Genomic DNA, 21,627 nt, shown 5'->3' with positions numbered 1-21,627 from the left:
TTTTGTTTTATTCTTAAAACTCAAATCACATAGATAACTCACATGTTATCACCCCCTTAAATAAAATATCGTTTTTATTTAGATTCTAAAAGCTCAGGGTCTTGGTAAATGTTGCCGATGACTTCTAAATCAACATGAGCTACAAATACAGTAGGCAAGCCTCGCTTTGTTCGCTTGAATCTAAAACCTGGCACCTCTTTTGTCCAATAGATCCCGTCTGAAGCATGTTCAACCACTTCTTCCTGCCACAAAACTTCTAATAGCTCATTTGAATTATCACGGTGATTCCTAACAACGTCTCCCTCGTAAATCTTCCTACCGTTCTTGTCCTTTAATCCGGTGTATTGCCCGACTGTTTCCGATCTCACTTTATAGGCAAATGGAACACCAGCTTTATTAGAGATATAAGAACCAGGATCAATGCCCATGCTTTTTATTTTTTGTTTAATGATTGATAGATTACCGTAATACCATTCACCGTTGATACCCATTCCTCGAAACTTAATTTCTCTCATTGTACAGCCTCCATTTAATTTTATTTTTATCTTTATAAAATCTCTGTTTTAATTAGATTTCTTTCCAGTTACACCTTCTAATTTTATTTTTATCCAACAAATCAATTATGTACGTCTCGTACATGTCATCCCAATAAGGATCTGTTCTTGCTATGTACTTTTTTACTCTTCCGTTCTCCTCAATCTTAAAGGTCTGCCCTTTTTTGAGATCAGTGAACTTCTTCTTTGTCCATATCCCTCTATTCAACACTTCAACTTCTTTAACCTCAACTGTTTGCTGCATTACATTCCTCCTTTTTGATTTTCATGTATCAAGCCTGTACAATATTCAAAAACCCTAAAGGATGATGAACATGTGTGGCAGGTTCACTTTATTCTCTGAGTTTGATGACATCATTGAGCAATTCAACATAGATCAATTTTTGCCTGAAGACGAATACCATCCAAGTTATAACGTTGCCCCTTCACAAAACATCCTGACAATCATTAATGATGGATCAAACAATCGTCTGGGCAAGCTTAGATGGGGTCTTATTCCTCCTTGGGCTAAGGATGAAAAGATCGGGTATAAAATGATTAATGCTCGTGCTGAAACATTGGCCGAGAAACCCAGCTTTCGAAAACCACTCGTAAGCAAACGTTGTATTATACCGGCAGACAGTTTTTATGAATGGAAACGTCTCGATCCGAAGACTAAGATTCCTATGCGGATTAAGCTTAAATCATCCAATCTCTTTGCATTTGCCGGCTTATATGAAAAGTGGAATACACCTAAAGGTAATCCGCTATACACCTGCACAATCATTACTACAAAGCCCAATGAGCTTATGGAGGACATACATGATCGTATGCCAGTTATCCTTACTGATGAGAACAAAAAGGAATGGCTTAACCCCAAAAACACCGATCCTGATTATCTTCAAAGCTTACTGCTACCATATGACTCTGATGACATGGAAGCATATCAGGTTTCATCTTTAGTGAATTCACCTAAAAACAATTCACCTGAGCTCATTGAATCCCATTAAGTACCACAGTCATTTTGCTTTATATATCACCTTCGCTTAGCTATTATTCTAAGTAGGAGGTGATATTTTGTTTGTATCGCCAATGTTATTGCATTCAATCAAAGAACCATTTGATGACGATAATTATATTACCGAGTTGAAATTTGATGGAATTAGACTGATCCTCTCCAAGTTTAATGATCAGATAAAGCTTTACACTCGTCACAACAATGAGGTAACAAGCAAGTTCCCAGAACTGTTGGATCTTGATATACCCAATGGAACAGTACTCGATGGTGAAATTATTGTAGCTGACCCAGGTGGTGCTCCTGACTTTGAAGCTGTAATGGAACGTTTCATGTCCAAAAAATCAGGTCATATGATCGTTTACTGTATCTTTGATGTTATTTACAAAGACGGTCAGTCAATAGCAGCTAAGCCGCTCACTGAGCGTAAGACAGTTCTGAACTCACTTGAACTGAATCATCCAAATGTTTATGTTATCGAAGGAATTCAAGGTAACAGTCTTGCTTACTTCAACCTAGCCAAAGAAAAGAATTTAGAGGGAATCGTACTCAAGAAAGCTGACTCCCCTTATGAGATCAATAAACGTTCACATAATTGGCTGAAAGTGATCAATTACGGTTACACCGAAGTTCTTATTACCGGCTACACCAAAAAGGATATAAAATTTCTTCTGTCTTATCCTGATGGGGCTGCAGCTGGATTTATGGAATTCATGCCACATGCAGAACGAAGTAAGTTCCATTCTATGAAACAAGTAAAGTCTGAATCTGATGAATATGTATTTATTGAGCCTATTTTATGTAAGGTTAAGCACAGATTTAAGACTAAGCACGGCAAACTCCGCATACCTTCCTTCGAATCCTGGAGAGTATAATCTCTCCGTTACATAATTTCTTAGAGCCTAGCCTTTAAAAGGAAAGTGAAAATTTAGTACATGGATCAATTAGTTTTTCTTTACTATGGTTACCCTTTATACCTAACCACTATAATTCTCAGCATGTATATCCCTTAACAAGAGCAATAGTATCTGTAATTGGTTTGATTATCGTTCCACTATAATCATCTCCTAAATAGCCGGTCGTTTGGTAAATATAAATATTGTCTTGTTTTTCATACATCGAACCGTCTGCTAATTTTGCATATACCACGCCATCTTGTGTTACTTCTTTAAATTCCTCCATAGCTGTAATATGCCAATTAGTTCCGTCCATATCCTCAAAAAGTTCATTCATAAACTCCACTACTACACTCATTACTTCATCCTCCTAATTAATTTTGATAAAATATTTATTTTATACAGTTTCTTTCTTGAGAGTCACCTTATACTTCACAGCCATATCTTTAACAATCGCTAAGAAAATCTCTGTAAGCTTTGGATCTTCATCAATGATATCCATAAAGTTTGCTTTTTCTACTTTTGTTTTAGACGCTCCCTCTTTTTTCATGTTATTTCTTTTATTATCAAGTCTTCTTTGCAGATTACATTTCCCTCGGGTTTCTAAGGTTTTGTAACTCTCAGACCATACTGCCGAGTGACTTAACCCACTTTCTTTTGCTATTAATCTAATAATTTTGTTGATTTCTTTTCTCCAATTCGATGGATTCAATCCAATCAAATCAAAGATTCTTTTTTGTTCATTTTCAATAACAGTTATTCGTTTTTCTTGTTGCACCATATTGTTTACTGTTGCAGCTAAAACCTCTAACTCTGTTTGTGGTTGTTTTAATTCTTTTTCCATCTCTTCAAACTGAGTGACATAATGTGCCGTAAACAAAACGCCCTTTGTCCCATTCATTTTGTTTGCAACCATGTCACACCCCTTACGAGTGAGGTAGTAGTGTTTGTACGGTTTTCCGGTTCCTGCTTGATAGGAACTCTCAATGAAAAATTGGTCAGAACGGAATTTTCCGTTTTGATGTAATACCGATAAATACCCATCAATCTTCTCTAATAAATCAGAGTGTCTTATATTAAGCATATCCTTCACTTCACGACTATCCACCAAAAGTTGTCCATCTCGTTCGATCACAGTTAAATTATTATTCAAATAAAATCCCTCCATTTATTTTGATTTCATTAAAAACTATCTTTTATTAGACTTGTTCAGCTCTCTCCAACATTTCTAAAAAGGATTGTGCCTCTTTTAGTTTGGTACTGTAGTCTTCAATCTCTTTCTTTGTATTGGCCAATTTATCAAAACCCACTTGCCATTCATCGTTACGAATTCTGATGAAAGATTTAATCTTAATACCATCAAACCAAACATCTAATACCAGTCTGTTACCTGAAGTGTCATTAATTTTGCTAAAGGCAACTTCTTTATTGACACCCGCGTAAAGCACCTTTTTAATTGGCTCATTGCTATAGTATTCTGTTTCCTTTGTTACTACATATGTATTCATTTTGCTGCCTCCCATTGTTTAAAATCACGATTTCATTTAGACTAAACCTTTTTCTTGCTGTCATGCGTTCACTTTTGGGTAAAATACTAATCTGTTAATATTAGTAACTCATCAACTTTATAATTGTATTCACTGTATTCACCCGAGCTCCATTTAACTCCCACAGAACCTCGATTTGTCGTCCACAATATAATTCCCATCTCCCCATCTTCATGCCACCTTACTTGCTTCCCTTTCTGATAACCAAGCATGTTTCCACCCCTTTCTTGTGAAAGCATTTTAATTTAACTTTAATGTGTATCATCTTGAGAAAATCCCCTTTAATTGGTAAACTCATACCTAACTTACATACGAGTGGGTGATTCCTTGAATAAAACAATCGGTATTACTGGATTAATCATCAGCATAGTAGTGCAATCATTTTCGGCCGATGATTCGTTATCCCACAAAATTGCTACGGGTTTGTTATTTTTATCAATAATGATTTATAATTTTGAACACGCTAAAGATTATTCTAAAAAGTCACTTGTAATTTTAGGAGTTTCCTTTATTATTTTTATGCTAGGGATTTATAAAATCCTCTCTATTACCAGCGATTACTTTGAAAAGCTTAATGTGAATTTTGGATACATCCTCTTATTTGAAATAGCATTGATTATTGCATTAGTGTCGATTGCAGTAAACGTAATGAAGTACATTGCGAACCGGTTAAGGAAAACACCTGATGGTAAAGAGCTTTGACTCTTTGCCTTTTTTAAGCTAAATACTTCTTCTTATGTGGTCTTCTATGTACAAAATCAAAGGCAATATCAACCTTTGCCTGTTCCTTCTCCTCAGCTACTCGTTCCGTAACAACAATCAGTTGTCCATTTTCCTGGTGTTCAATGCTATGGACTGAATATCCTTTAACAGCGTAATATTCACCAATAATCTCATCAACGTGGTTGCTAAGCAGATTCCTCTTGATCACCCTTGTAACCTCCAATTATTTTATTTTTATTCTTAAAATATCTATATGTATTCCATCCGCAGCCGTCAAATACGCTTATGTCCGCTCCAAGATGCCATCTAAACCAAACTAAATTAAACCAGGCTGTATCAATTATGTGCTTTAAATAACCTATGTGCCTTCCTCCTTACAATGAAATAATCCTTTTATTTTGATTCCAATCGTTTAATTAGTTCGGGAGCAATACACGCTGCTAATGACTCTTCATATGTAACCGGATTTCTCTTTAAAAGGATGTTCTTCAGGTGGTACTTTGCAACGTGTATAAGCGCTTCATCATTTAGTTTGGGATAAAGTGCTTCAAATCCCCCAGAATTCGCTCTGGCATTCTTATATTGTTCTAGAGTTACACTGCCTTCTTCAAGTGAATTTACATCAACTCTTTCCCCATTGATTTCAACATGAACCTCGTCGCAGCTCTTGTTTTGAAACTTCACATGCTTTCCCCCTATTCCCAACTGCAAATTTAGACTTCAACAATTCCTTTAAATACGTCCTTTGCCTTAACAGATTTATTGGCTTTTGAACGTCCATCGTAAGTGGTAAAACTAAATGATTCTCCTTTATTATTGTGAACAAAACCTAGTTCTGGTTCTGACCAATTCCCATTTGGAAACCGCTGTCTAACCCTGACAGGTGTTGAGCGTTTTACGATGTCTGGATCAAAAACCAATGTCTTAACTTCTTTTAACATTGCATGCCCTCCTATAAACAAATCTTTTTAAGCTGATCATCTAGATTTCTGAACAATAGCTGAACTTTATCAAACTTTTCATCTTCAAAAACAATAGCATCTTCTTTAAGAACTGCGGCTTTTGAAAAAGCTGTGTTTGAATCATGTTGTACGCTGTGGGCGATCCCACCTTTATTTAATACATCATAATACATGCCTATCTTATCTCTGTACCAGTAGCTTGTATCTGAACATTTCATTATCCTCAATTTCATTAACTTTTCACCTTTCTTTCAGTTAAAACAGTCTTTTTATTCAGTGTAAGAATGCTTGACAGACCCACTTGTCTACACCATCGTAAATTTCGACTTCGCAGTGTTGTCCATTTTCATATTTCCAAGCTCCTTGATATTCATCATTAAGTACATCAAATTCTTTATTTTCCTCATCAATTACTTGTGAATCTGTTAGCTCACACATATAATCCCCAAACTGGACAACGACCGCTTCCAAAGTTTTGTTTCTGTCATATATCACACGGATATCTTGCACTTTAAAACAGCTCCTTTTTCTTTAAAACTTCAAATTCCTTTTAAATACTAAAACCCAATTTAGATAATTTTCTTAAATACGAATGTAGGTTTACTGGTTTCTCTTCGTCCTGGAATATCCAATACCCTGAATCCAATTGTTTTAAATAGGTTAGTCCATCACCAAGAGTAAAACAATTATGTATCATTTCATTGCTCCATCCATTGTGTTTTAACCTATCAATATGATTCTCGAAAGTTTTAATTTCAATATAATCAATCGGTTGATTGAAATTCTCTATGAGTTCGCTTAATTTAGTTTCATTAAACATCTCTTTAATATCAATTTCCTTTATATCCTCATATCTTCTTATAGAATTCTTTGTGTTTAATTCACTTACAGACATTCTTATTTGATTAAATTTAGTGCAGGCTATAATTTCAATGGCACCTACTTTCTTCTTGTATACCGGCTTGGTTAAGTTAACTTGCTTAGTAAATCCTTGTTCCGCTAATTTTTCAATATCTTTTTCTGTTCCCTCTATATACAATTCAAATTCAATAATGTTCATCTGCTCATCCTCCATTCTTTCCGAATAAAATTTTACTTTTATTGAAACTTGTGCTTATTTTTCAATAGCTCCTCTTTGATTTCCGCGTAGTCTTTCCCCAATTTCACCAAAACTGAGATAGTTTTTTCAGCTTGAACCACTTTTTTAAGATCCTCAGTTGTCATTGCATCTCTAAGTGAATCTTTATCATCTAAATCATATACATTCATTAGTTCTTTTTTGTTTTTATCAAAACAAACTTTATAAACAAGTTGAGTGAAGTTTGTATACGCATGAGCATCCTTCATGTTTCCTTCATAAAATTCCTTAATTGCATCGGTAAGCTGTTTTCGTTCTGTCCTCGCAATTTCTCTTTTTGCTGCCCAAATAGCAATTTGCTTTGGAGTGGCTTCCTCTACATTTAACAAATAGTGTCTAACTGATTTTCCAACTTTGGATTCAGTAAGTAACATTCCTAATCTAAGTAACCCTCTTCGATTAACAATTTGCAAACTTCTGACTTTCGAGCTTATAATTTTGCGAGGTTCATCATGAACCTGACAAAATTCTTTCAAACTCTTACCTTTTAAAACTCTAATTTCAGCATAATCATTAAATTCATCTCTATTTCTTTTAATGACGGTCTTGATCGTATCAACAGGAACCATATAATACTCCGCGGCCATCTCAACTGTAATTTCTGTAGAGTTCCCAAGTAGAGGTACGACCTTTATTCGATCCAAAATCTCGTCCCGGTACATGTGATCCTCTCGGATAGTTCTGTGCTCGAATACGCCCATTTCGTTATTTTCGTTAATAGTTGCTTCAATTTGTTCATTTTTGTTTTCTTTTTTCATCTAATTCACTCTCCACTTATTTTTAATTTAGTTTAAAATGCATCTTTTAATCACTTCTTTGCAGCATAGTTCTCAAAGAATTCTTCAACTGATCTCAGGTATCGGTATTTACTTGAATCTTCCGGATCTCTAAACCTTTTCATAGCACCAATGACCAATTAAACATCAATGGAGAAAACCTCGCCCATTTGCTAAAGCTTAGCTGTAGACCTTTCCATTCTCTCCCCGCTAATTCTGCTAATTCTAGAATTTGATCTTCTTTTAGATTCACTTCTTCTTCGAACATCACTTGAATTTCTTCGTATGGCTTATGTCCAAAACAGCAGTGCCGTGTTTTTAATCCGAGCTTGAAATTTAAAATATCAATTAAATTGATCATTTGTGCATCAATTTCATCATATGGGATACCAATTCGGATGAATTTTTCTCTTTGTTCTGCTTTCAAATTAACCTCCAATAACAGTTACACCTCCTGGCCACTCCACGCTTCAAATTTCTCTATGGCAGCCTTTTGTTTATTTTCATGATTAATTTGCTCCTGAACGGAATTTTCGTATGTAATGACTTCATTAATCGCCATCTCTATGTAATTGTAATCCCACTTTACTTCACAATAACTTGGAGCAAAATTTCCTTCTCTTGTAAGACACTTAAACTTTTCTTTCCCGAATAAACCGCGTACCTTTTTATATAAAGAGACCCTGACAAGGCCTTTTGAGTATCTATCACTGTAAATACTTACGGCATACTCATTTCCTTCAACCGAAGTAACGGGATATTTGTGTAAGTGAAATTCGTTCATTCCGCACCCTCCTTCACTATATAACCTTTTAAAATCGCCTGATTCAGATCATCAGCATACATACTATTCAGTGGTTCAAACAATCCAGTCCACGGTTCGACGTCATCATTATTGATGACAAATTGTTTCCCTACAAATTGAAGGCGCGCAAATTCTTTTTTGTCCCCATTTGTTAAGTCGTTCACTCTCTGAGGGTCATTATCAGCCATTCGTATATAAAATTTCATCCCTTCCTCAATTGCTCGGGCCTGTGCTTTTGTGACTTCAACCTTATCGCTTGTTCTGATTGTGATTTTGTTCACTCCATAACCTCCTTAATAACCCGATTACTCCTTCTATCTGCAAACATGTTTGTTTGGTATTCCTGCAACTGATTTTCAATAGTTTCCACAGAAGCTAAAGGGAAAGCCGTTTTTCCTACAATATAAAATCACACTGCTTATCATTGGCATCGGGAAAGTAATTCCTCACTAAATTTATCCACGTCATTCTGAACCCTCCTTTGTTTTCTTAAGATTTTTATCATTCCATTGAAAAATTTCTTTCAACTTGTTTACAGGGTTACTGAATACTATTCGATCCCCGTTACTAAGCGTGATACGCGCTTGATCACCAGGTTGCTCTTCAATAGATACTATATCCTCATTGGTAAACTCAAGTTCAATCCCACCTCTAAATCCAACTTTGAATTTTTCAAATCCATTTTGCATCATTATTCCTCCCTCGTTTTCAAGACTTAATAAAACTTACATTTTATTTTTATCCTCAATATATTCATGCTGATTCACAACATCACGAAGTATGTATTGTATTTCCTCTAAATTGTCTTTAACAAAATCCAAGTCTCCAATTGCCATTCTGATTTCACCATTATCTATGCTGCGTAAAGACCTTTCACATGATGCTAAGAGCTTTGCATATTTCCTTAAAACCATTGTTCTTATTTGATTATTAGTTGGTTCATTAATCAATAACTAAAGCTATCTCCTTTCCTTATTCTAATTCGATTATATAACCTCAACCAAATGTTGTAAATACTTATTTTATTTTTACTCTAAATAATTTTAAAAAAATCAGCTTTACTCATACTGTAAAGCTGCTGTCTTCATAAACGTCTTCATGCCGTCCAGTTTCCAAAGAGTTTCATTTATTTTGTCTCTAAATTCTAAAACTGAAGCATGATCCATTCTAATCCTCAAACAATCCCCATTGTTTTTAAAAATAATCTCTATGTAGTAATCTCCACTTTGTATGTTCTTAGAACCAACACTCATGGAAACTGATCTCATAATGTCTTTCAAGTCAATTTCAAGATTAAAATCCATTGTATGCTCCAGTCTGACTAAAAAGTCACCAATTTTTTATGTCTCATGATGACTGACAAGATGTGTATGTGCATTTATTTTATTGATAACAGCTGAGAAGATTTATAGCCTTCATTTTCAAACGAATCGTCTATTTCTTCGGCATAAGAGGTTGTTATTTCTGCATCCTCTGTACACATGATGTCTACATCAAATAGTGCCTCATATTTTTCTTGATCTTTTTGAAGAAACCCCATTTTCCCTGTTTTATTTCTTAATTTCTTTTTAATTGATTGATATGCGAACAAAAGTGCTTCCTCTTCATTCTTGGCTTTTATTCTGCCGAAAAAAGGTATGCACAGCTCCCCTTGAATGAAATAATCCTTTTCTGACATACGTTTCCCTCTCTCTGGTAGTAATTAACCGAACTTACGTTCCCTTTTTTGTTGACTTAATTATAACCTTTTACCTAGTTAGTGGCAAATCTTTTTTCTTTCATTTAAAAACTTGGAAAGAATTGATATAGTATGATAAGCAATACTATAACAGGAGGTTGTCCGATGCTTGAGGTTGAAATCGGACAATGTTTGATATCCATTCTCCTTGAAAGTAGAGGAATGTCCTTAGGAGAACTTTCAAAGCGAACAGGCATTAGTACGCAAAGATTAAGTGACTATGCAAACGGCTTTAGACCTTCCATGAATATAAAAACGGCTAAAATCATTGCTATTGCACTTAACTGTTCGATTGAAGATCTCTATGAATGGAAAATCAAACATTGACTTAAACGCTAGGGAGTTTGGCCTAGCGAACCTCCTTGTACCCTTTTCAGGGTATAGAACTATTTTACTGCATATGTACAAATTTGTCTCTGTCTAACTTTGTCGAATTCTGAAAAATATGAACAAAATCCTGATATTTTTCTAAAAATATCACGAGTTAATTCACATTGTTTTTATTTTTACTCTAAAAGTTATGTAAAGTTAATCCCTGTAACAGGGATTAAGAATTAGCCTCAATTACTTCAGACTTGATACAATATTTTTCTAAGTTCTCCATATTCACTACTTTCCTCAGTGATTGTGAATTAAACTCCGCGTCTTCATTCAGGAATCCATATTGTCGAGTTATTTTTTTATAATCAGGTACTTTTAATTCACCCTTCTCTTTATATATCTCATACGCCATGTTGAGCTTTCCTGAGTTGATAAGATTTTTAGGTGTAAAGAAAGGTTCTTCTAAAAATTTTTGAAACTGACTAAAAGAACGGTGAACTAAAAATTTGTCAGCTTTCATACTCTGATTAGAACTCTTATATTTTAGCCTAAAAATATTTTCGCTTTTAACTAATGTGGCAAATTTGTTTTTAAGGCCACTATCTGGAGAACCATTGCTAAGATGATATGTTCTTTGGTCATTAGCACGCTTAAGCAACTCATAACATTTATCACTTACAGTAATTATTCTTATACCATGTTTATCATCTACCAGCTTCACCTTGTTATCATCGAGTAAATCGTCACCTGTTAAATTCAGTAACTCAGAATGCTGATAACCATCTATACCTTCATAAATAGCCTGTATCATGGCCTTATCCTGATAATTAACCATAAAATCAACATACTCTTCTACTTCTTTATTGGTGAATAGTGTTTTTTTGTTTTTGTCTATAAACTGCTTTAGGTCACCATCCTGTATCTGATACACTTTGTTAATATTACTGTTTGCCAAGCCATTTTCCATTGCCCATGTTGTGTATTGTCCAATTACAGCTCTTGCTCCTCTTAGTGAATCTATAGATTTGCTATCTAAATCTAAAAATAACGTACGCAGCTCTTCCAAAGAAAAATTAAATATGTCTTTTTGAAGTATTTTTTCTGTAGCTGAGAAATCCCTTAGCCTTAGCCAATAATGGTTTCTTGTTGCTTCACTTTCGTATTTCTCTAAAAACTTTTCCTTCAATTCAGCATTATACATTTCACTCATATTAAATTCTCCTTTAAGCTTTAAACAACAGCAATTTCATCATAAAATATTCTCTTTAGTTTCTTCTTCATAGCAGTCTTCAGTTGATTTTCATTATTTCGTCTTCCTAATTCTTCAAACACTCTTCCGCTCTTACTAAAGTCAATTGTATTAAGGATACTTTCAAGCTTGTTTAGTTCTACATTGTTTTCCTTCATCTTCTTGGCCAAATAAACATAACCGTAAAACATTACGTTATGATTAATGTATGATTGCTTTCTAATGGACGATAAATCATCTTCAAGAAATTCATCTGGGAAGGCATAAAAAAGGTTATCAAAAAAGTCGACCAGGTATTTCGCAATTTTCAACGCATCTTTTCGAGATTTCAACTCAAATGCATCGTCTATAGCTTCGGACAAAGTATAATATGTCACAAGAAAATTGCTATCGATACCAATTTCACTTTGTGGGCTTATTTTATTTTTAAGTTCACTTTTAAATTTCAGCTGCTCGACAACTGTTGAAGAATACCGTTTTTGCCCTAATTCTTCAATTCTGGATTTTTCAACTGGGTTTATTGTGTTCATTTGAGCAAAGTGAACCTTAGCCTTTTCTTCATCGTAATTGAGTACATTTAAAATGAATGGTTGATCCAATTCAGGGACTTCAGCAATGGCCTTAACAATACCTGAAATTCGATGGTATCCATCTAGAGCATCTAATAAGGTTCCGCGTGTTACAGTGAGGGTTTGAGTGCTTGGATCATATTCAACTTCTTCATCACCATCAGATGTTCCAAGACGAGCGTTAAAAGTTAACATTGATACAATTAAATCACCTTTGATAAACAATTCTTTGATCTCATCAACTGATTTAGGGTTTGTTTTAGGGACAGGAATAAGACTGCCTTTAATATACTTTCCTTCACGCTGAGTGTTGTAATTGTACTGCAGGATGGAGCTATTATATAACTCACTAAGTTCTTTGGCAGTAATGGAAGTGACATAGTTATCCTCTTTGATTTTAATCACATTTTTAAACTTGTATGGGAGCTTAACTACTTCTTCACCGGCGAATACTCTCCCACCTTCAAGCTCTTTTGCCAATCTGGTTGGAAAATAATTTGACGGATCTAAAGCTGGCGCCCCGAGAATTGAATACATCTCTTTTGAAACAATGTACACTTCTTTTTCGTTTAAACGCTGTACGTTATTATCATTATTATTTAAAATTTCTTGGATATAACCAGGGAGGGCCTTGTATTTTTCCGCCATCGTAGCTTTTAATTCCTTCACCATATTGGAATCATCTTTAATATCAATAAGCCTTCCCTCTATTTCAGTTTTTAACTTATAAAGTTTATCCGTTGTCAACAAAACTTCAGACACATTATCACCTCACATAATCATATTAAATTTATCATTATTTTCATAAGCAAGTAAAGCTTTTATATGATTATTTGTATCACTTGTTCAAAAACATTTTAAGTTTACTCTGTATATACATGTCTGATTTTAAAAAGAATTCTTTATATTGCTCTAAGGTAACATCATCTAAAAAGGACATGTCTTCTTTTTGATCAACCAAAACCCCTGGATCTTGAGAATAATCCCTTTCATTGTTTAAATAATGATCATTCAAAACATTGATATTGCTGTGACCAGAGAACGCTGCAACTTTTTTAATATCACCATTAACGCTGTAAGAAAAGTTTGTTGCAGTATTGCGTAAACTATGCGGAGTTATCTTTCTTTCTTTTGGAATGCCCATAACTCTACATACGCGATTCCACATATCCTGTATTGAATCAACTGTTAACTTATGAAATAACAGTTCATGCTCCCCATACTCTTGCTTTAACAGCAACAACTCTTCATAAAAAGCTGTGGAAATTCCAACTGGCCTAGCCTTTTTTTGCTTGGTTTTTTTAAAGTTGACGAGATAGCATTGATGCTTTTCTGAATAAGTAATATCATCCCACCCAACTCTAAGCACCTCTGATTTACGCCCTCCAGTGCGTGCACTAAACAAAATAAACATCTTTTTCATTAATCTGTTCTGCCGCTCAGTAACATACGCTGCCTCAGCAAATTCATCAGCTTCAGATATTCCTTCAAAAGAGCCTGCTGGGTTCTTTTCTGTTGGAAGAGGCCTAAAATTAAATACAGATGCATCACACTCATGTTCAGATTCAAGATACTTAATCATACTTTTCAGTGCGGCAATCTTGTTGTTAATTGTTGAATTGGAGTTACTTTTATTTTTAGCCAAATGGCTTCGATAATCATACAGGTCACTCTTCTTGATCGCCAGGTCACTCTCAGTTAAATATTCAATATCCTTGGCAGCATAGTGGTTGAAAAACTCTCTTATATGCCTTTCATACGTGGCTCTAGTATTAGACTTTTCAATTTCTCCAGTTTTTTGATCCCTGTTTCTTAAATCTAATTCATCAAACCACCTATTTATGTTGTTGAATATTGAATAATCCCTTAGTGTTGACGCTTTCTTTTGAGCTTCCATAATGACACCTCATATCATTTTTTTCATTAAGTATTGATCAAATTCTTTCCACGCAACAATCCATTCATTTTCACCTTGAATATTACTCAGCAGCATTATATTGGCGTTACAGATTTCCATTTGCTTTAACATGTCGTATTCTTTAAGAGCGTTAATTAAGATGTCTGCATTCATTTTATCACACCTAATTTATTTTTATCCTATAATAAAATTCAGTTTAGGACATTTACCCTCTCGTCCTTACAGACGTTTATAATTGGCATCCCCGTCAATTCCTCATAAAGCTCCTCTTCGAACCCAACCCATTCATCACTTGTTGCTTCTCTTCGTAAGAACTCATTATAAGCAACTGCTATCTCAGGCTGCTCTAGAAATTTTAAAACGATCATATGCTTTTTCCAAACTTTAGCCTTGTTTTCTTCTGTGTAATATTTATTATTCATTTTAATTTTACTCCTTAAATGCATTTTATAGAATTCTTTTGTTCTTTAATGAGGTTATATTCTTTATGATTTTTTCTCATTGTAGTTACATTATTAGGTGTAAACACATCTGGATCCTCTAGGTGGAGATTTACTCGTGTGAAGTTCTTTAGTTGTTTTATGTATTGATATTGTCTTAATGATGTAATCTTCAACTCTTCCTTTTGAGTGGCACTGGTTGTTTCCATTGTTTCATCTCCCAACAACGTTCATCTTGTAACTTCATTATATATGTTGCTACAATAATATGCAATAATTTATTTTATTTTTATTCACGACAAATAACACATCCCCTATGTATGTGTTAAAATGTCTGCTGATTTGTCTTTAGTCCTCATTAGGATACCTTTGCTTTATATTTTGGTCTAATCATTTCTGTTTCATTTTCAAGATGATTATCTTCCTGGGAAATTTCTAAATTAATATCTCCCATTTCCATGTATCCCTTAGCCATTTCCTCATAAGAAAGTGCTTTCCCGAAATGCTTTTTCATTTTAATTCCCCCATGGTCTTATATTTGGTTTTATAAAATATAGGAACTTCCCCTTTAAATTAGAAAAGACGCCTGATCCTTTGGATCAAACGTCTAGCCGTTGACTATGTAAAAGCCTAGTTGTGTTATGCTCCTCTGCTAGCTGAAGCCACTGTGATATCTCCGTTAGCAGTTTGGACTGATTGTTGTCCACTTACAAATCCTACAGTTAAAGCTAGTAAAATGACAATCGCGCAATAAAATTTCTTCATTCTTTCACCTCCTTTCAAGTAAAGAAAACTAGAGCGCAATTAAATTTAATATTTCATCTGAATATCCACGCTTTTTCAATTCAAGCAAAGGTAGATTTAGACAGAGCCTATCGCCTGACTTTTTGAATTTCTTTATACTCTCGTGAAAATGGGACATATCATTATACAGCAAGCCCTTAACGTGATAAAGAAACCCTAAATCATCATCCAGAACATCATGTTCTTCAATTTTTTTAATTACATCTTCTGCTTTCTTAGTTTCTTTGATATTAGTCAAATAAAAAGCAGCTTCAATCATATCCGGTATTTCTTGAGACTCGAAATCTACCCATTTGTTTTCTCTCACCCAGACATTATCTAAAAAGCAAAGTGCGAGTCGCAATTTATAATGATGATGGTTATTGTCTTTTGCAAAGTTCAAGCCTTTTTCATAGCATAGTTTTGCTTTATCATAATCTTCAAAAATGTATGTATTCCCAAGTGTTAAATAACTAAATACAATCAATCTGTTATTATTGCATTCTTCAATTACAGCGCTACAATGTTTTCGGGTTTCTTCTAGTTCATAATCATTTAAGCTTATATTGGCCTTTAACAGTTCAATTCGACCACTGTACGAATCTTTTATAAATCCATCAGACAGTTCGTCAATCTCCAGAAACTGAGCTGTACTTTTCATTAAGCCAAATTCTCCAATTTTCAAGTATTCATACATAATCATAATATTCGAAAATGAATACATTTCAGGAGATTTAATTCTATATTTCCCAGTTTCCCGGATCGCTTCATTTATAGAAATTTTATTATTATTCAGTTTTCTATGCAGGGAATAAACCTGTCCCCATTCACGACTTATTGAATTAGATGATTCGCAAAGATTGCCTACGATCTTATCAGTTAACGCATTCCACTGATTTAAATCTGCATATTCAACAGATTGTCTAGCACATTTTTTGTTGGGATCCAATGATAAGAAGTAATCACTTAGAAGCTGCTCTTCATTATCAGGAAACAAGCTTTTAACAATATTAATTAAACCGCCTAAGTTGTCCATTTCTTTCTCTGGGGTGTTGATGAATTTGTAAAAGCCATTAACCTTTTCGTAACCTGCTATTTTTGAGAGTTTCGCTGCGAGCTGGTTGTCTTTTTCACATTCATTCTTAATCTTCTGCTTAAGATTCATTGGTTACTCCACCCCTTCCCAACTAATGTTCCCTTGTTTATAATATACATTAGAGTTGTCAGAATTACAAGTATTTATTTTATTTTTATTCTAATTATTTTTTGAAGGATCCTTATCTGATTAAAATTCGTATTTTATTTAAAAGGGGAGCATCTCCCCCGGCTTTTATTTATCCAGAATTTTTTTCGCGTGTGAAAAATTTTGGTTTAAATTCCTGTTTTCTTTCATACTATTTAAAATAATTTCTTCATCCAGCCCTATTTTTTTTAGGATCAAAAATGTTAATAGACCATTCATTCTTAAGGAAGCGTAATATTTCTCAACTGCTTGATGGAAAACCTTAGTTTTGTTTGTTAAGTCATAGTGAGTAAGATAGTTTCTAGTCTCAACAAGACCAAAAATAAAACTGTCTCTATTTTTACTATTACCCGAAAGGAAGTTTTTTGTATCTGTTGATTGTTGATTAAATAACTCCTTTAGTCGCTTCATTAGATTAACTTCATTTATATGCTTTAACTTATTTAAGAAAAACGACTTATTGTCGTCTGAAACATTAGAATCAATAAACTCTCTTACTTTCTCAGTTTCAAATATTAGTTCTTGGTTAAATTCTGAACTGGAGCAATATCTTCTGTGAAATATCTCTAAACACTGAATATTTTTAATGAATTTGGTTTCCACAAACTCTTTCTGATCTTTACTATTCATAAATAAACTAACTATTGTGCTCAGCTTTTCTCTTTCTTGAAACCAGTTATTTAACAATGTTTCATAATTTGTTCTAACCTTATTGTAATCAAACAAGAAATTTGCATTCTTCTGTCTAAGGACTTCTCTGTGATGTTGAAAGTATTTATATTTCAATTGTCTTTTGTTTTCTTTCACGTTTAATGTAATATTTATATCGTAGTTAATGTTGTTCATAAGAAGGTTTACGAGTCTAACCTGATGATTCACATTCTCATGAAACCAATTCAAATCTTTCCTTTCTGATGGGATTATTTTGAATCCACTAACATGCTCCATAGATATACACTGTCCAGATTTCTGATTCTTAATCTTTACCTCACTAGTTTCTTGTACTATAAAATCTTTGACCGTAACCCTGTTTATATTTATTCTGTCATAATGTATTTCATGTTTTTTACCCTTAGAGTCAAACACTTGTGTGAAGGCATTCAAACCCATCCATTCTGTTAAATTACCAGTTGAAAACTCGGCGGAGTCAAATTTTTCTGGGAATACCTTAGTGTAATCTCCTACTAAAAAACTCCTAATTTCATAAACTGAAGTGGGTATTCCAGGTGATCTGAAGTTTGAATTTCCTGCTGCAAGAACATCTAGCTTATACAATTCGCCATCTACTGATATTCCATTGATAACTTTTGGGGTGTCACCAATATCAATAAAGTCATTAACTAATGCACCCATTATCTCTAATGTAATTTCTTCTGGTTTATATATTAATGTACCTGGAACTTGATTTTCTTTATCTTTATCAATCCACCAATACCCTTGTACAGTAAAAACATCAAAAATATCCTTATTTACTATGTTTTTCATAAAAACTCCTTTTTGTCATCAATGGTTTTATTAAAACTAATCAAAGGGGTGCTTTTTTCTTTAAATCACTCACTTAAGTCGTAAACAAAACTCCAATTGTTTCTCTCTTTCAATTAATTGATTATTTCATGACCTCACTCTTTTATTTAAAGCCGTTTCCATTCAACATACTCAAATCGCTGCTGATAAAGGTCTTCTAGGATCGCGGCCCATTCAACCCAACCGTCAGCAACAATGCTTTTCTTCTCTCCATCCTCAATCCATTCAATCCAGTACACCTGTACACTCCTCACCTAGTAATAACTTCAATTTGTCTTATGGCAGAAGTGACTTTAAACTCTGTATGTAGCTCGTTTGAGATCACTAAAGCTTCTGACATTGTAGTGAACTTAGAAGCGCCATGAAGCCCCATAGATGCTATATAAGACTGCCATCTAATTTAAATGACTTGAAGTAATCATCATTTTCAAATTGAATAACAAAAAAGTTATCGATAACCGGCATATCTAATCCCTCTTCAGCAGACCAACAATTTTTATTCCAACAGGCAGCAATCCACTTAAAACGTAAAACACCATGATGTTTATTTTACTCTTAAAAAACAACTCTGCCATGTTTTGTTGCATTCCTGGTGAACATGAATCAATCAGTTCCTGTTTAAATTCCTCATCGTAAACTTGGTCAACGAATAAGGCTTTAAATCCCGTCAGGAAGCCGACACCAAGCCAGAGTATTAAGAAATATGAAAATCCAATCAAAATAAAACCCTCCTCATATACATCGTCAGGTATTATAGTAGTGTTAAATACTTTGTGTAGGTGAAATTTAATGGAAGAGAAAGATTTTGAGACTAACGGGTACGATGTAACAATTGTATATGATTATAAGGAGTATCCCGATGTTAAATATGGTCGCTGTGACAACTGTGATTACGCTTTATTCAAGAGTTCAGTGAAAAGTGGTGTATTTTTGCGCGAGTGTCGTAGGTGTGGTATGAAGAAGAGCATTTAGTTTGATGCTCTTTTTTATTTCACTGGAATCATGTAGCTTACATATACTTCAATTCCGTCTTCAGTTTTATATTCCGCAATTTTGTCTGGATCCGATTCAATCTTTTCAATAAGCCGCTTTGCACTTTTATTGCCCTTTTCACTATTTGCAGCAACAATCCAAGACCAATAATTCCATTCAGTTATGCAGGGCTTAATCTTTTCTGGTATTTCATGACCTATTGTGTAAACCTTTATCATGTATACTCCCCTCCAAAATACTTCTTTGTTCTTAATACATACGCCTCTCCAAAAAAAGTCTGTAACGTGTTAAGGTTAATCAAATTGCTTAAGGATGTGTTTTCATGTTAAAGGCTTCAAAAATTTTCATTTCTTTTATGGCATTACTACTAGCCGTGTATTCCCTGTTTAATCAAAGTGGAATCCTGTTGATTTCTCTTCAGGTATTAGTTGCAGTTCTTTTTATCATAGTCGGGTTGGAATTGCTTTCAAAGAAACAAAAGAGCTATGGATATATCTTCTTTGGAACATCTGCCCTTATACTTGCCGTGAACATTATTAAATTCATGATTTAAACCTCAGATGATAGTGCCTTTATGTATCTCAATCTCTTGTTGAATACATAGTCTTCAAGCCTATTTCAACTTATAAGTTATTCTTATCTCATTATTTAATCCAATTCGCCGGTGGAACGCTCAATACTCGATATTGTTCATCTAAATAAGCATGTTTCCTCTCCCAATCACTTTTCTTCCATGCTTCTTGATTTGTGTATGATGGATATATAGGTTTTGGATATTCACCGTTCACCCATCCCTCTTCAATATGATTTAGCTTGGCTTCGTTGACTTTATCATCGTATTTGTACCATACAGTTATCATTTTAGCTGCCATAAGTCATCCTCTCCTTTTAAAATCGCAGTTTTATCATTTTACTATTCTTAAAAACAATGATCCCCCAGGAAAATTTCAACATGCTCAAATCATGCTCTATATTAATGATGTAAGATCGTAACCTCATTCTAATATCATCTGTTTTCATTTCTGACGAATTGTATTTTCTTGTTAACTCAACTATATTCTTTAACAATTCTCTGTGCTCTTTTTTATAATCAACCCCTTTATTTTGAGCAATTTTTTCAAGGAATTGCAAATATTCAGAAGGAATTGTCTGATTATAAGTAATGTAGTTTTCAATTTTATATAGGGATGTTTTTATTGAAACTAAGGCATCTTCAATTAATGAATCGTAAATTTTTAAAGAAAAAAACAAAATCAATTGATAAGCAGTGTAAGAAAAAATCATATCTCTCGTAGAAGAAAAGACAGTTCCATCGGCTACATATCCTAAAATTTTCATTACAATTAAAGAACCCAAGTATGCTTCAAATAAATATATTAAGATATTAACAATTAGACGTAATACAAAGAAAGGATATTTGTTCTTGATGTAAAGGCAAAATAACAAAAGTGCCAATATTATAAATATCTTGTTACTAATGATTCCTATTAATAATTGCAATCAATCACTTCCATTTTTATATTTGGATGAAAGACTGGTTTCATTACAACTTAATCAATCCTTGAGAACAGCTCGTTCAGTACTCTGTCAGGATCAATACCATTACTATCTAGATTTTCACTTAGCTGCCCCAATAATAGGGCAATCTCATCTCGATTAAACTTAAATTCTTCCTTGTCTAAGTCTAGTAACAGTTCTAATGACTTCACAACTTTAACAATTTGGACTGGTGAAAGATTTAGTTCGACTTCCTGTTTCCTGTCGATTGTAACTGGAACAGATAATAAAGAAGAAGGGACTTTTAAGCTTCTGCTTCCGAAAAGAATTCTAACCATTTGGCCGGTCAATTCGTAATACTGGCCTTCTAGTTTTCCTTGAGAACCTTTTTTTCTTATCAAGGCAGCTTTATCTGATGACCCATTATAATAATTATCATGCAGCAAAACTTCAGTACCGGCAGTCAAGCTTTGTTTTTCTTCTTCAGAAAGTTCGCTTATTTTAACCCATTCTTTATCACTAGCCAATTAAAACCCACCTTAATTATATTTTTCAATGATTCTTGAAGCAGCGTCATTAAAAGCTGTTTCTGGGCACTTAGAATTAAAAATATTTAATAGCTTTTCTTCAGTGAATTCCCTTTTCATATCCGCAATCATTTGGTTTTCACAGTCATAAGAATTAAAACTTAAATGGGCTAAATCACTGAGCGAAGATGATTCTCCTTCTGGGAGTTGAATTTCATTTTGGCGGGGATTATACATATAAAAACCACCAATATATTTAAAGCTTTTAGATATCTCCATTTTATGAATTGTCGAGTCGTCTAAATTTAACTCTGATATGAACTTATACATTATGTACTCTCCTTCATTTATTAAGATGAAAGAATGATTTTATAAAGAATCATCCTTAATTTATTCCCTTGCAACTAACTTACCAAGGTTCGTTTCGTAG

At 33.9% G+C, this 21,627-nt stretch carries 40 protein-coding genes and 1 pseudogene; 5 read left to right on the top strand and 36 right to left on the bottom strand.

Features of this window, described 5'->3' with window-relative positions:
* Positions 1–74: 74 nt before the first annotated feature.
* Entirely contained in the window at positions 75–515 is a 441-nt protein-coding gene (locus NYE42_RS09380; RefSeq protein WP_352426943.1) for a YopX family protein, read from the bottom strand.
* A gap of 52 nt (positions 516–567) precedes the next feature.
* Positions 568–798 (bottom strand): hypothetical protein, encoded by a 231-nt coding sequence (locus NYE42_RS09375; protein WP_222893580.1) that lies wholly within the window; start codon positions 796–798, stop codon positions 568–570.
* Between the two features lie 70 nt (positions 799–868).
* On the opposite strand from NYE42_RS09375, the gene NYE42_RS09370 reads away from it, so the two are divergent.
* On the top strand, positions 869–1,543 hold the full coding sequence (locus NYE42_RS09370; protein WP_352426942.1) for an SOS response-associated peptidase: 675 nt from the start codon (positions 869–871) through the stop codon (positions 1,541–1,543).
* A 67-nt stretch (positions 1,544–1,610) separates the two neighbouring features.
* Positions 1,611–2,423, top strand: coding sequence for an ATP-dependent DNA ligase (locus NYE42_RS09365; protein ID WP_352426941.1), 813 nt, complete (start codon positions 1,611–1,613; stop codon positions 2,421–2,423).
* A gap of 118 nt (positions 2,424–2,541) precedes the next feature.
* Here the strand turns inward: NYE42_RS09365 and NYE42_RS09360 are convergent, their stop codons facing one another.
* The 3 genes from NYE42_RS09360 to NYE42_RS09350 are packed head-to-tail and all read right to left on the bottom strand — an operon-like array spanning position 2,542 to position 3,952.
* Positions 2,542–2,802, bottom strand: a complete 261-nt coding sequence (locus tag NYE42_RS09360) for a hypothetical protein (protein WP_352426940.1) — start codon at positions 2,800–2,802, stop codon at positions 2,542–2,544.
* A gap of 39 nt (positions 2,803–2,841) precedes the next feature.
* Positions 2,842–3,597: a Rha family transcriptional regulator gene (locus NYE42_RS09355; protein WP_352426939.1), complete on the bottom strand. Its 756-nt coding sequence runs from the start codon at positions 3,595–3,597 to the stop codon at positions 2,842–2,844.
* A 46-nt stretch (positions 3,598–3,643) separates the two neighbouring features.
* Positions 3,644–3,952, bottom strand: coding sequence for a hypothetical protein (locus NYE42_RS09350; RefSeq protein WP_225046036.1), 309 nt, complete (start codon positions 3,950–3,952; stop codon positions 3,644–3,646).
* Positions 3,953–4,318: 366 nt separating this feature from the next.
* Here NYE42_RS09350 and NYE42_RS09345 point away from each other — a divergent pair, with 366 nt between their 5' ends.
* A complete protein-coding gene (locus NYE42_RS09345; protein WP_053574307.1) occupies positions 4,319–4,693 on the top strand; it encodes a YoqO family protein in 375 nt (124 codons plus the stop codon).
* 13 nt (positions 4,694–4,706) lie between these two features.
* On the opposite strand, the gene NYE42_RS09340 is transcribed toward NYE42_RS09345, so the two are convergent.
* The 14 genes and pseudogenes from NYE42_RS09340 to NYE42_RS09275 form a co-directional block, all read right to left on the bottom strand.
* Entirely contained in the window at positions 4,707–4,922 is a 216-nt protein-coding gene (locus NYE42_RS09340) for a hypothetical protein (protein ID WP_352426938.1), read from the bottom strand.
* A gap of 185 nt (positions 4,923–5,107) precedes the next feature.
* On the bottom strand, positions 5,108–5,398 hold the full coding sequence (locus tag NYE42_RS09335) for a hypothetical protein (protein ID WP_352426937.1): 291 nt from the start codon (positions 5,396–5,398) through the stop codon (positions 5,108–5,110).
* A gap of 29 nt (positions 5,399–5,427) precedes the next feature.
* Positions 5,428–5,655 carry a hypothetical protein gene (locus NYE42_RS09330; protein WP_352426936.1) on the bottom strand — a complete coding sequence of 76 codons (228 nt, stop codon included), beginning with the start codon at positions 5,653–5,655 and terminating at the stop codon, positions 5,428–5,430.
* An 11-nt stretch (positions 5,656–5,666) separates the two neighbouring features.
* Positions 5,667–5,909: a hypothetical protein gene (locus NYE42_RS09325; protein WP_199022582.1), complete on the bottom strand. Its 243-nt coding sequence runs from the start codon at positions 5,907–5,909 to the stop codon at positions 5,667–5,669.
* Positions 5,910–5,949: 40 nt separating this feature from the next.
* Positions 5,950–6,186, bottom strand: a complete 237-nt coding sequence (locus NYE42_RS09320) for a hypothetical protein (RefSeq protein WP_352426935.1) — start codon at positions 6,184–6,186, stop codon at positions 5,950–5,952.
* Between the two features lie 40 nt (positions 6,187–6,226).
* Positions 6,227–6,736 (bottom strand): hypothetical protein, encoded by a 510-nt coding sequence (locus tag NYE42_RS09315; RefSeq protein ID WP_352426934.1) that lies wholly within the window; start codon positions 6,734–6,736, stop codon positions 6,227–6,229.
* Between the two features lie 38 nt (positions 6,737–6,774).
* Positions 6,775–7,572: a hypothetical protein gene (locus NYE42_RS09310; protein WP_352426933.1), complete on the bottom strand. Its 798-nt coding sequence runs from the start codon at positions 7,570–7,572 to the stop codon at positions 6,775–6,777.
* 50 nt (positions 7,573–7,622) lie between these two features.
* A pseudogene (locus NYE42_RS09305) lies at positions 7,623–8,029 on the bottom strand (hypothetical protein).
* A gap of 6 nt (positions 8,030–8,035) precedes the next feature.
* Entirely contained in the window at positions 8,036–8,374 is a 339-nt protein-coding gene (locus NYE42_RS09300) for a hypothetical protein (RefSeq protein ID WP_352426932.1), read from the bottom strand.
* Entirely contained in the window at positions 8,371–8,676 is a 306-nt protein-coding gene (locus NYE42_RS09295; protein WP_352426931.1) for a hypothetical protein, read from the bottom strand. Before NYE42_RS09295 ends, NYE42_RS09300 begins: the two co-directional genes overlap by 4 nt.
* Positions 8,677–8,859: 183 nt before the next feature.
* Positions 8,860–9,084 carry a hypothetical protein gene (locus NYE42_RS09290; protein ID WP_352426930.1) on the bottom strand — a complete coding sequence of 75 codons (225 nt, stop codon included), beginning with the start codon at positions 9,082–9,084 and terminating at the stop codon, positions 8,860–8,862.
* 36 nt (positions 9,085–9,120) lie between these two features.
* Positions 9,121–9,345 carry a hypothetical protein gene (locus NYE42_RS09285; RefSeq protein WP_069007467.1) on the bottom strand — a complete coding sequence of 75 codons (225 nt, stop codon included), beginning with the start codon at positions 9,343–9,345 and terminating at the stop codon, positions 9,121–9,123.
* A 108-nt stretch (positions 9,346–9,453) separates the two neighbouring features.
* A complete protein-coding gene (locus tag NYE42_RS09280; RefSeq protein WP_045207902.1) occupies positions 9,454–9,699 on the bottom strand; it encodes a hypothetical protein in 246 nt (81 codons plus the stop codon).
* Positions 9,700–9,773: 74 nt separating this feature from the next.
* Entirely contained in the window at positions 9,774–10,073 is a 300-nt protein-coding gene (locus NYE42_RS09275) for a hypothetical protein (protein ID WP_045207904.1), read from the bottom strand.
* 165 nt (positions 10,074–10,238) lie between these two features.
* Between NYE42_RS09275 and NYE42_RS09270 the strand changes: the two genes are divergently transcribed.
* Positions 10,239–10,460, top strand: coding sequence for a helix-turn-helix transcriptional regulator (locus tag NYE42_RS09270; protein ID WP_045207905.1), 222 nt, complete (start codon positions 10,239–10,241; stop codon positions 10,458–10,460).
* A gap of 220 nt (positions 10,461–10,680) precedes the next feature.
* Here NYE42_RS09270 and NYE42_RS09265 read toward each other — a convergent pair whose 3' ends face one another.
* From NYE42_RS09265 to NYE42_RS09210, 12 genes are all read right to left on the bottom strand, one after another.
* Positions 10,681–11,664 (bottom strand): integrase, encoded by a 984-nt coding sequence (locus NYE42_RS09265; RefSeq protein ID WP_094032751.1) that lies wholly within the window; start codon positions 11,662–11,664, stop codon positions 10,681–10,683.
* A 20-nt stretch (positions 11,665–11,684) separates the two neighbouring features.
* Positions 11,685–13,034, bottom strand: a complete 1,350-nt coding sequence (locus NYE42_RS09260) for a DNA sulfur modification protein DndB (protein WP_045207908.1) — start codon at positions 13,032–13,034, stop codon at positions 11,685–11,687.
* Between the two features lie 76 nt (positions 13,035–13,110).
* A complete protein-coding gene (locus NYE42_RS09255; protein WP_113766181.1) occupies positions 13,111–14,169 on the bottom strand; it encodes a tyrosine-type recombinase/integrase in 1,059 nt (352 codons plus the stop codon).
* 9 nt (positions 14,170–14,178) lie between these two features.
* On the bottom strand, positions 14,179–14,343 hold the full coding sequence (locus tag NYE42_RS09250; RefSeq protein ID WP_165867604.1) for a hypothetical protein: 165 nt from the start codon (positions 14,341–14,343) through the stop codon (positions 14,179–14,181).
* A gap of 38 nt (positions 14,344–14,381) precedes the next feature.
* Positions 14,382–14,612 (bottom strand): hypothetical protein, encoded by a 231-nt coding sequence (locus NYE42_RS09245; RefSeq protein WP_014471999.1) that lies wholly within the window; start codon positions 14,610–14,612, stop codon positions 14,382–14,384.
* A gap of 14 nt (positions 14,613–14,626) precedes the next feature.
* Positions 14,627–14,839, bottom strand: coding sequence for a hypothetical protein (locus NYE42_RS09240; RefSeq protein WP_014472000.1), 213 nt, complete (start codon positions 14,837–14,839; stop codon positions 14,627–14,629).
* 149 nt (positions 14,840–14,988) lie between these two features.
* Positions 14,989–15,144, bottom strand: a complete 156-nt coding sequence (locus NYE42_RS09235; RefSeq protein WP_327973296.1) for a hypothetical protein — start codon at positions 15,142–15,144, stop codon at positions 14,989–14,991.
* Positions 15,145–15,269: 125 nt separating this feature from the next.
* Positions 15,270–15,395: a lysogeny pheromone AimP family peptide gene (locus NYE42_RS09230; protein WP_142671704.1), complete on the bottom strand. Its 126-nt coding sequence runs from the start codon at positions 15,393–15,395 to the stop codon at positions 15,270–15,272.
* A 28-nt stretch (positions 15,396–15,423) separates the two neighbouring features.
* On the bottom strand, positions 15,424–16,578 hold the full coding sequence (locus NYE42_RS09225; protein ID WP_113766182.1) for an AimR family lysis-lysogeny pheromone receptor: 1,155 nt from the start codon (positions 16,576–16,578) through the stop codon (positions 15,424–15,426).
* Positions 16,579–16,743: 165 nt separating this feature from the next.
* Positions 16,744–18,141 carry a HEPN domain-containing protein gene (locus tag NYE42_RS09220; RefSeq protein WP_020954137.1) on the bottom strand — a complete coding sequence of 466 codons (1,398 nt, stop codon included), beginning with the start codon at positions 18,139–18,141 and terminating at the stop codon, positions 16,744–16,746.
* A gap of 146 nt (positions 18,142–18,287) precedes the next feature.
* Positions 18,288–18,419: a hypothetical protein gene (locus tag NYE42_RS09215; protein ID WP_014417905.1), complete on the bottom strand. Its 132-nt coding sequence runs from the start codon at positions 18,417–18,419 to the stop codon at positions 18,288–18,290.
* 228 nt (positions 18,420–18,647) lie between these two features.
* Complete coding sequence (locus NYE42_RS09210) at positions 18,648–18,899, bottom strand: hypothetical protein (RefSeq protein ID WP_020954139.1); 252 nt, start codon at positions 18,897–18,899, stop codon at positions 18,648–18,650.
* 70 nt (positions 18,900–18,969) lie between these two features.
* Here NYE42_RS09210 and NYE42_RS09205 point away from each other — a divergent pair, with 70 nt between their 5' ends.
* Positions 18,970–19,152, top strand: coding sequence for a hypothetical protein (locus tag NYE42_RS09205; RefSeq protein ID WP_041482308.1), 183 nt, complete (start codon positions 18,970–18,972; stop codon positions 19,150–19,152).
* Positions 19,153–19,166: 14 nt separating this feature from the next.
* On the opposite strand, the gene NYE42_RS09200 is transcribed toward NYE42_RS09205, so the two are convergent.
* The 5 genes from NYE42_RS09200 to NYE42_RS09180 form a co-directional block, all read right to left on the bottom strand.
* Positions 19,167–19,391, bottom strand: coding sequence for a hypothetical protein (locus NYE42_RS09200; RefSeq protein ID WP_020954140.1), 225 nt, complete (start codon positions 19,389–19,391; stop codon positions 19,167–19,169).
* 426 nt (positions 19,392–19,817) lie between these two features.
* The gene (locus tag NYE42_RS09195; RefSeq protein WP_020954141.1) at positions 19,818–20,045 is read right to left on the bottom strand and encodes a hypothetical protein; all 228 of its coding nucleotides are present in this window, start codon (positions 20,043–20,045) and stop codon (positions 19,818–19,820) included.
* 16 nt (positions 20,046–20,061) lie between these two features.
* On the bottom strand, positions 20,062–20,673 hold the full coding sequence (locus NYE42_RS09190; RefSeq protein WP_352426929.1) for a hypothetical protein: 612 nt from the start codon (positions 20,671–20,673) through the stop codon (positions 20,062–20,064).
* Positions 20,674–20,723: 50 nt separating this feature from the next.
* Entirely contained in the window at positions 20,724–21,197 is a 474-nt protein-coding gene (locus tag NYE42_RS09185; protein WP_020954143.1) for a hypothetical protein, read from the bottom strand.
* Positions 21,198–21,209: 12 nt separating this feature from the next.
* A complete protein-coding gene (locus NYE42_RS09180; protein WP_020954144.1) occupies positions 21,210–21,527 on the bottom strand; it encodes a hypothetical protein in 318 nt (105 codons plus the stop codon).
* Positions 21,528–21,627: the final 100 nt, after the last annotated feature.

Source organism: Bacillus sp. FSL K6-2865 (genome assembly GCF_040311405.1).
GTDB lineage: Bacteria > Bacillota > Bacilli > Bacillales > Bacillaceae > Bacillus > Bacillus velezensis.
This window is presented reverse-complemented; position numbering and strand designations above follow the sequence as displayed.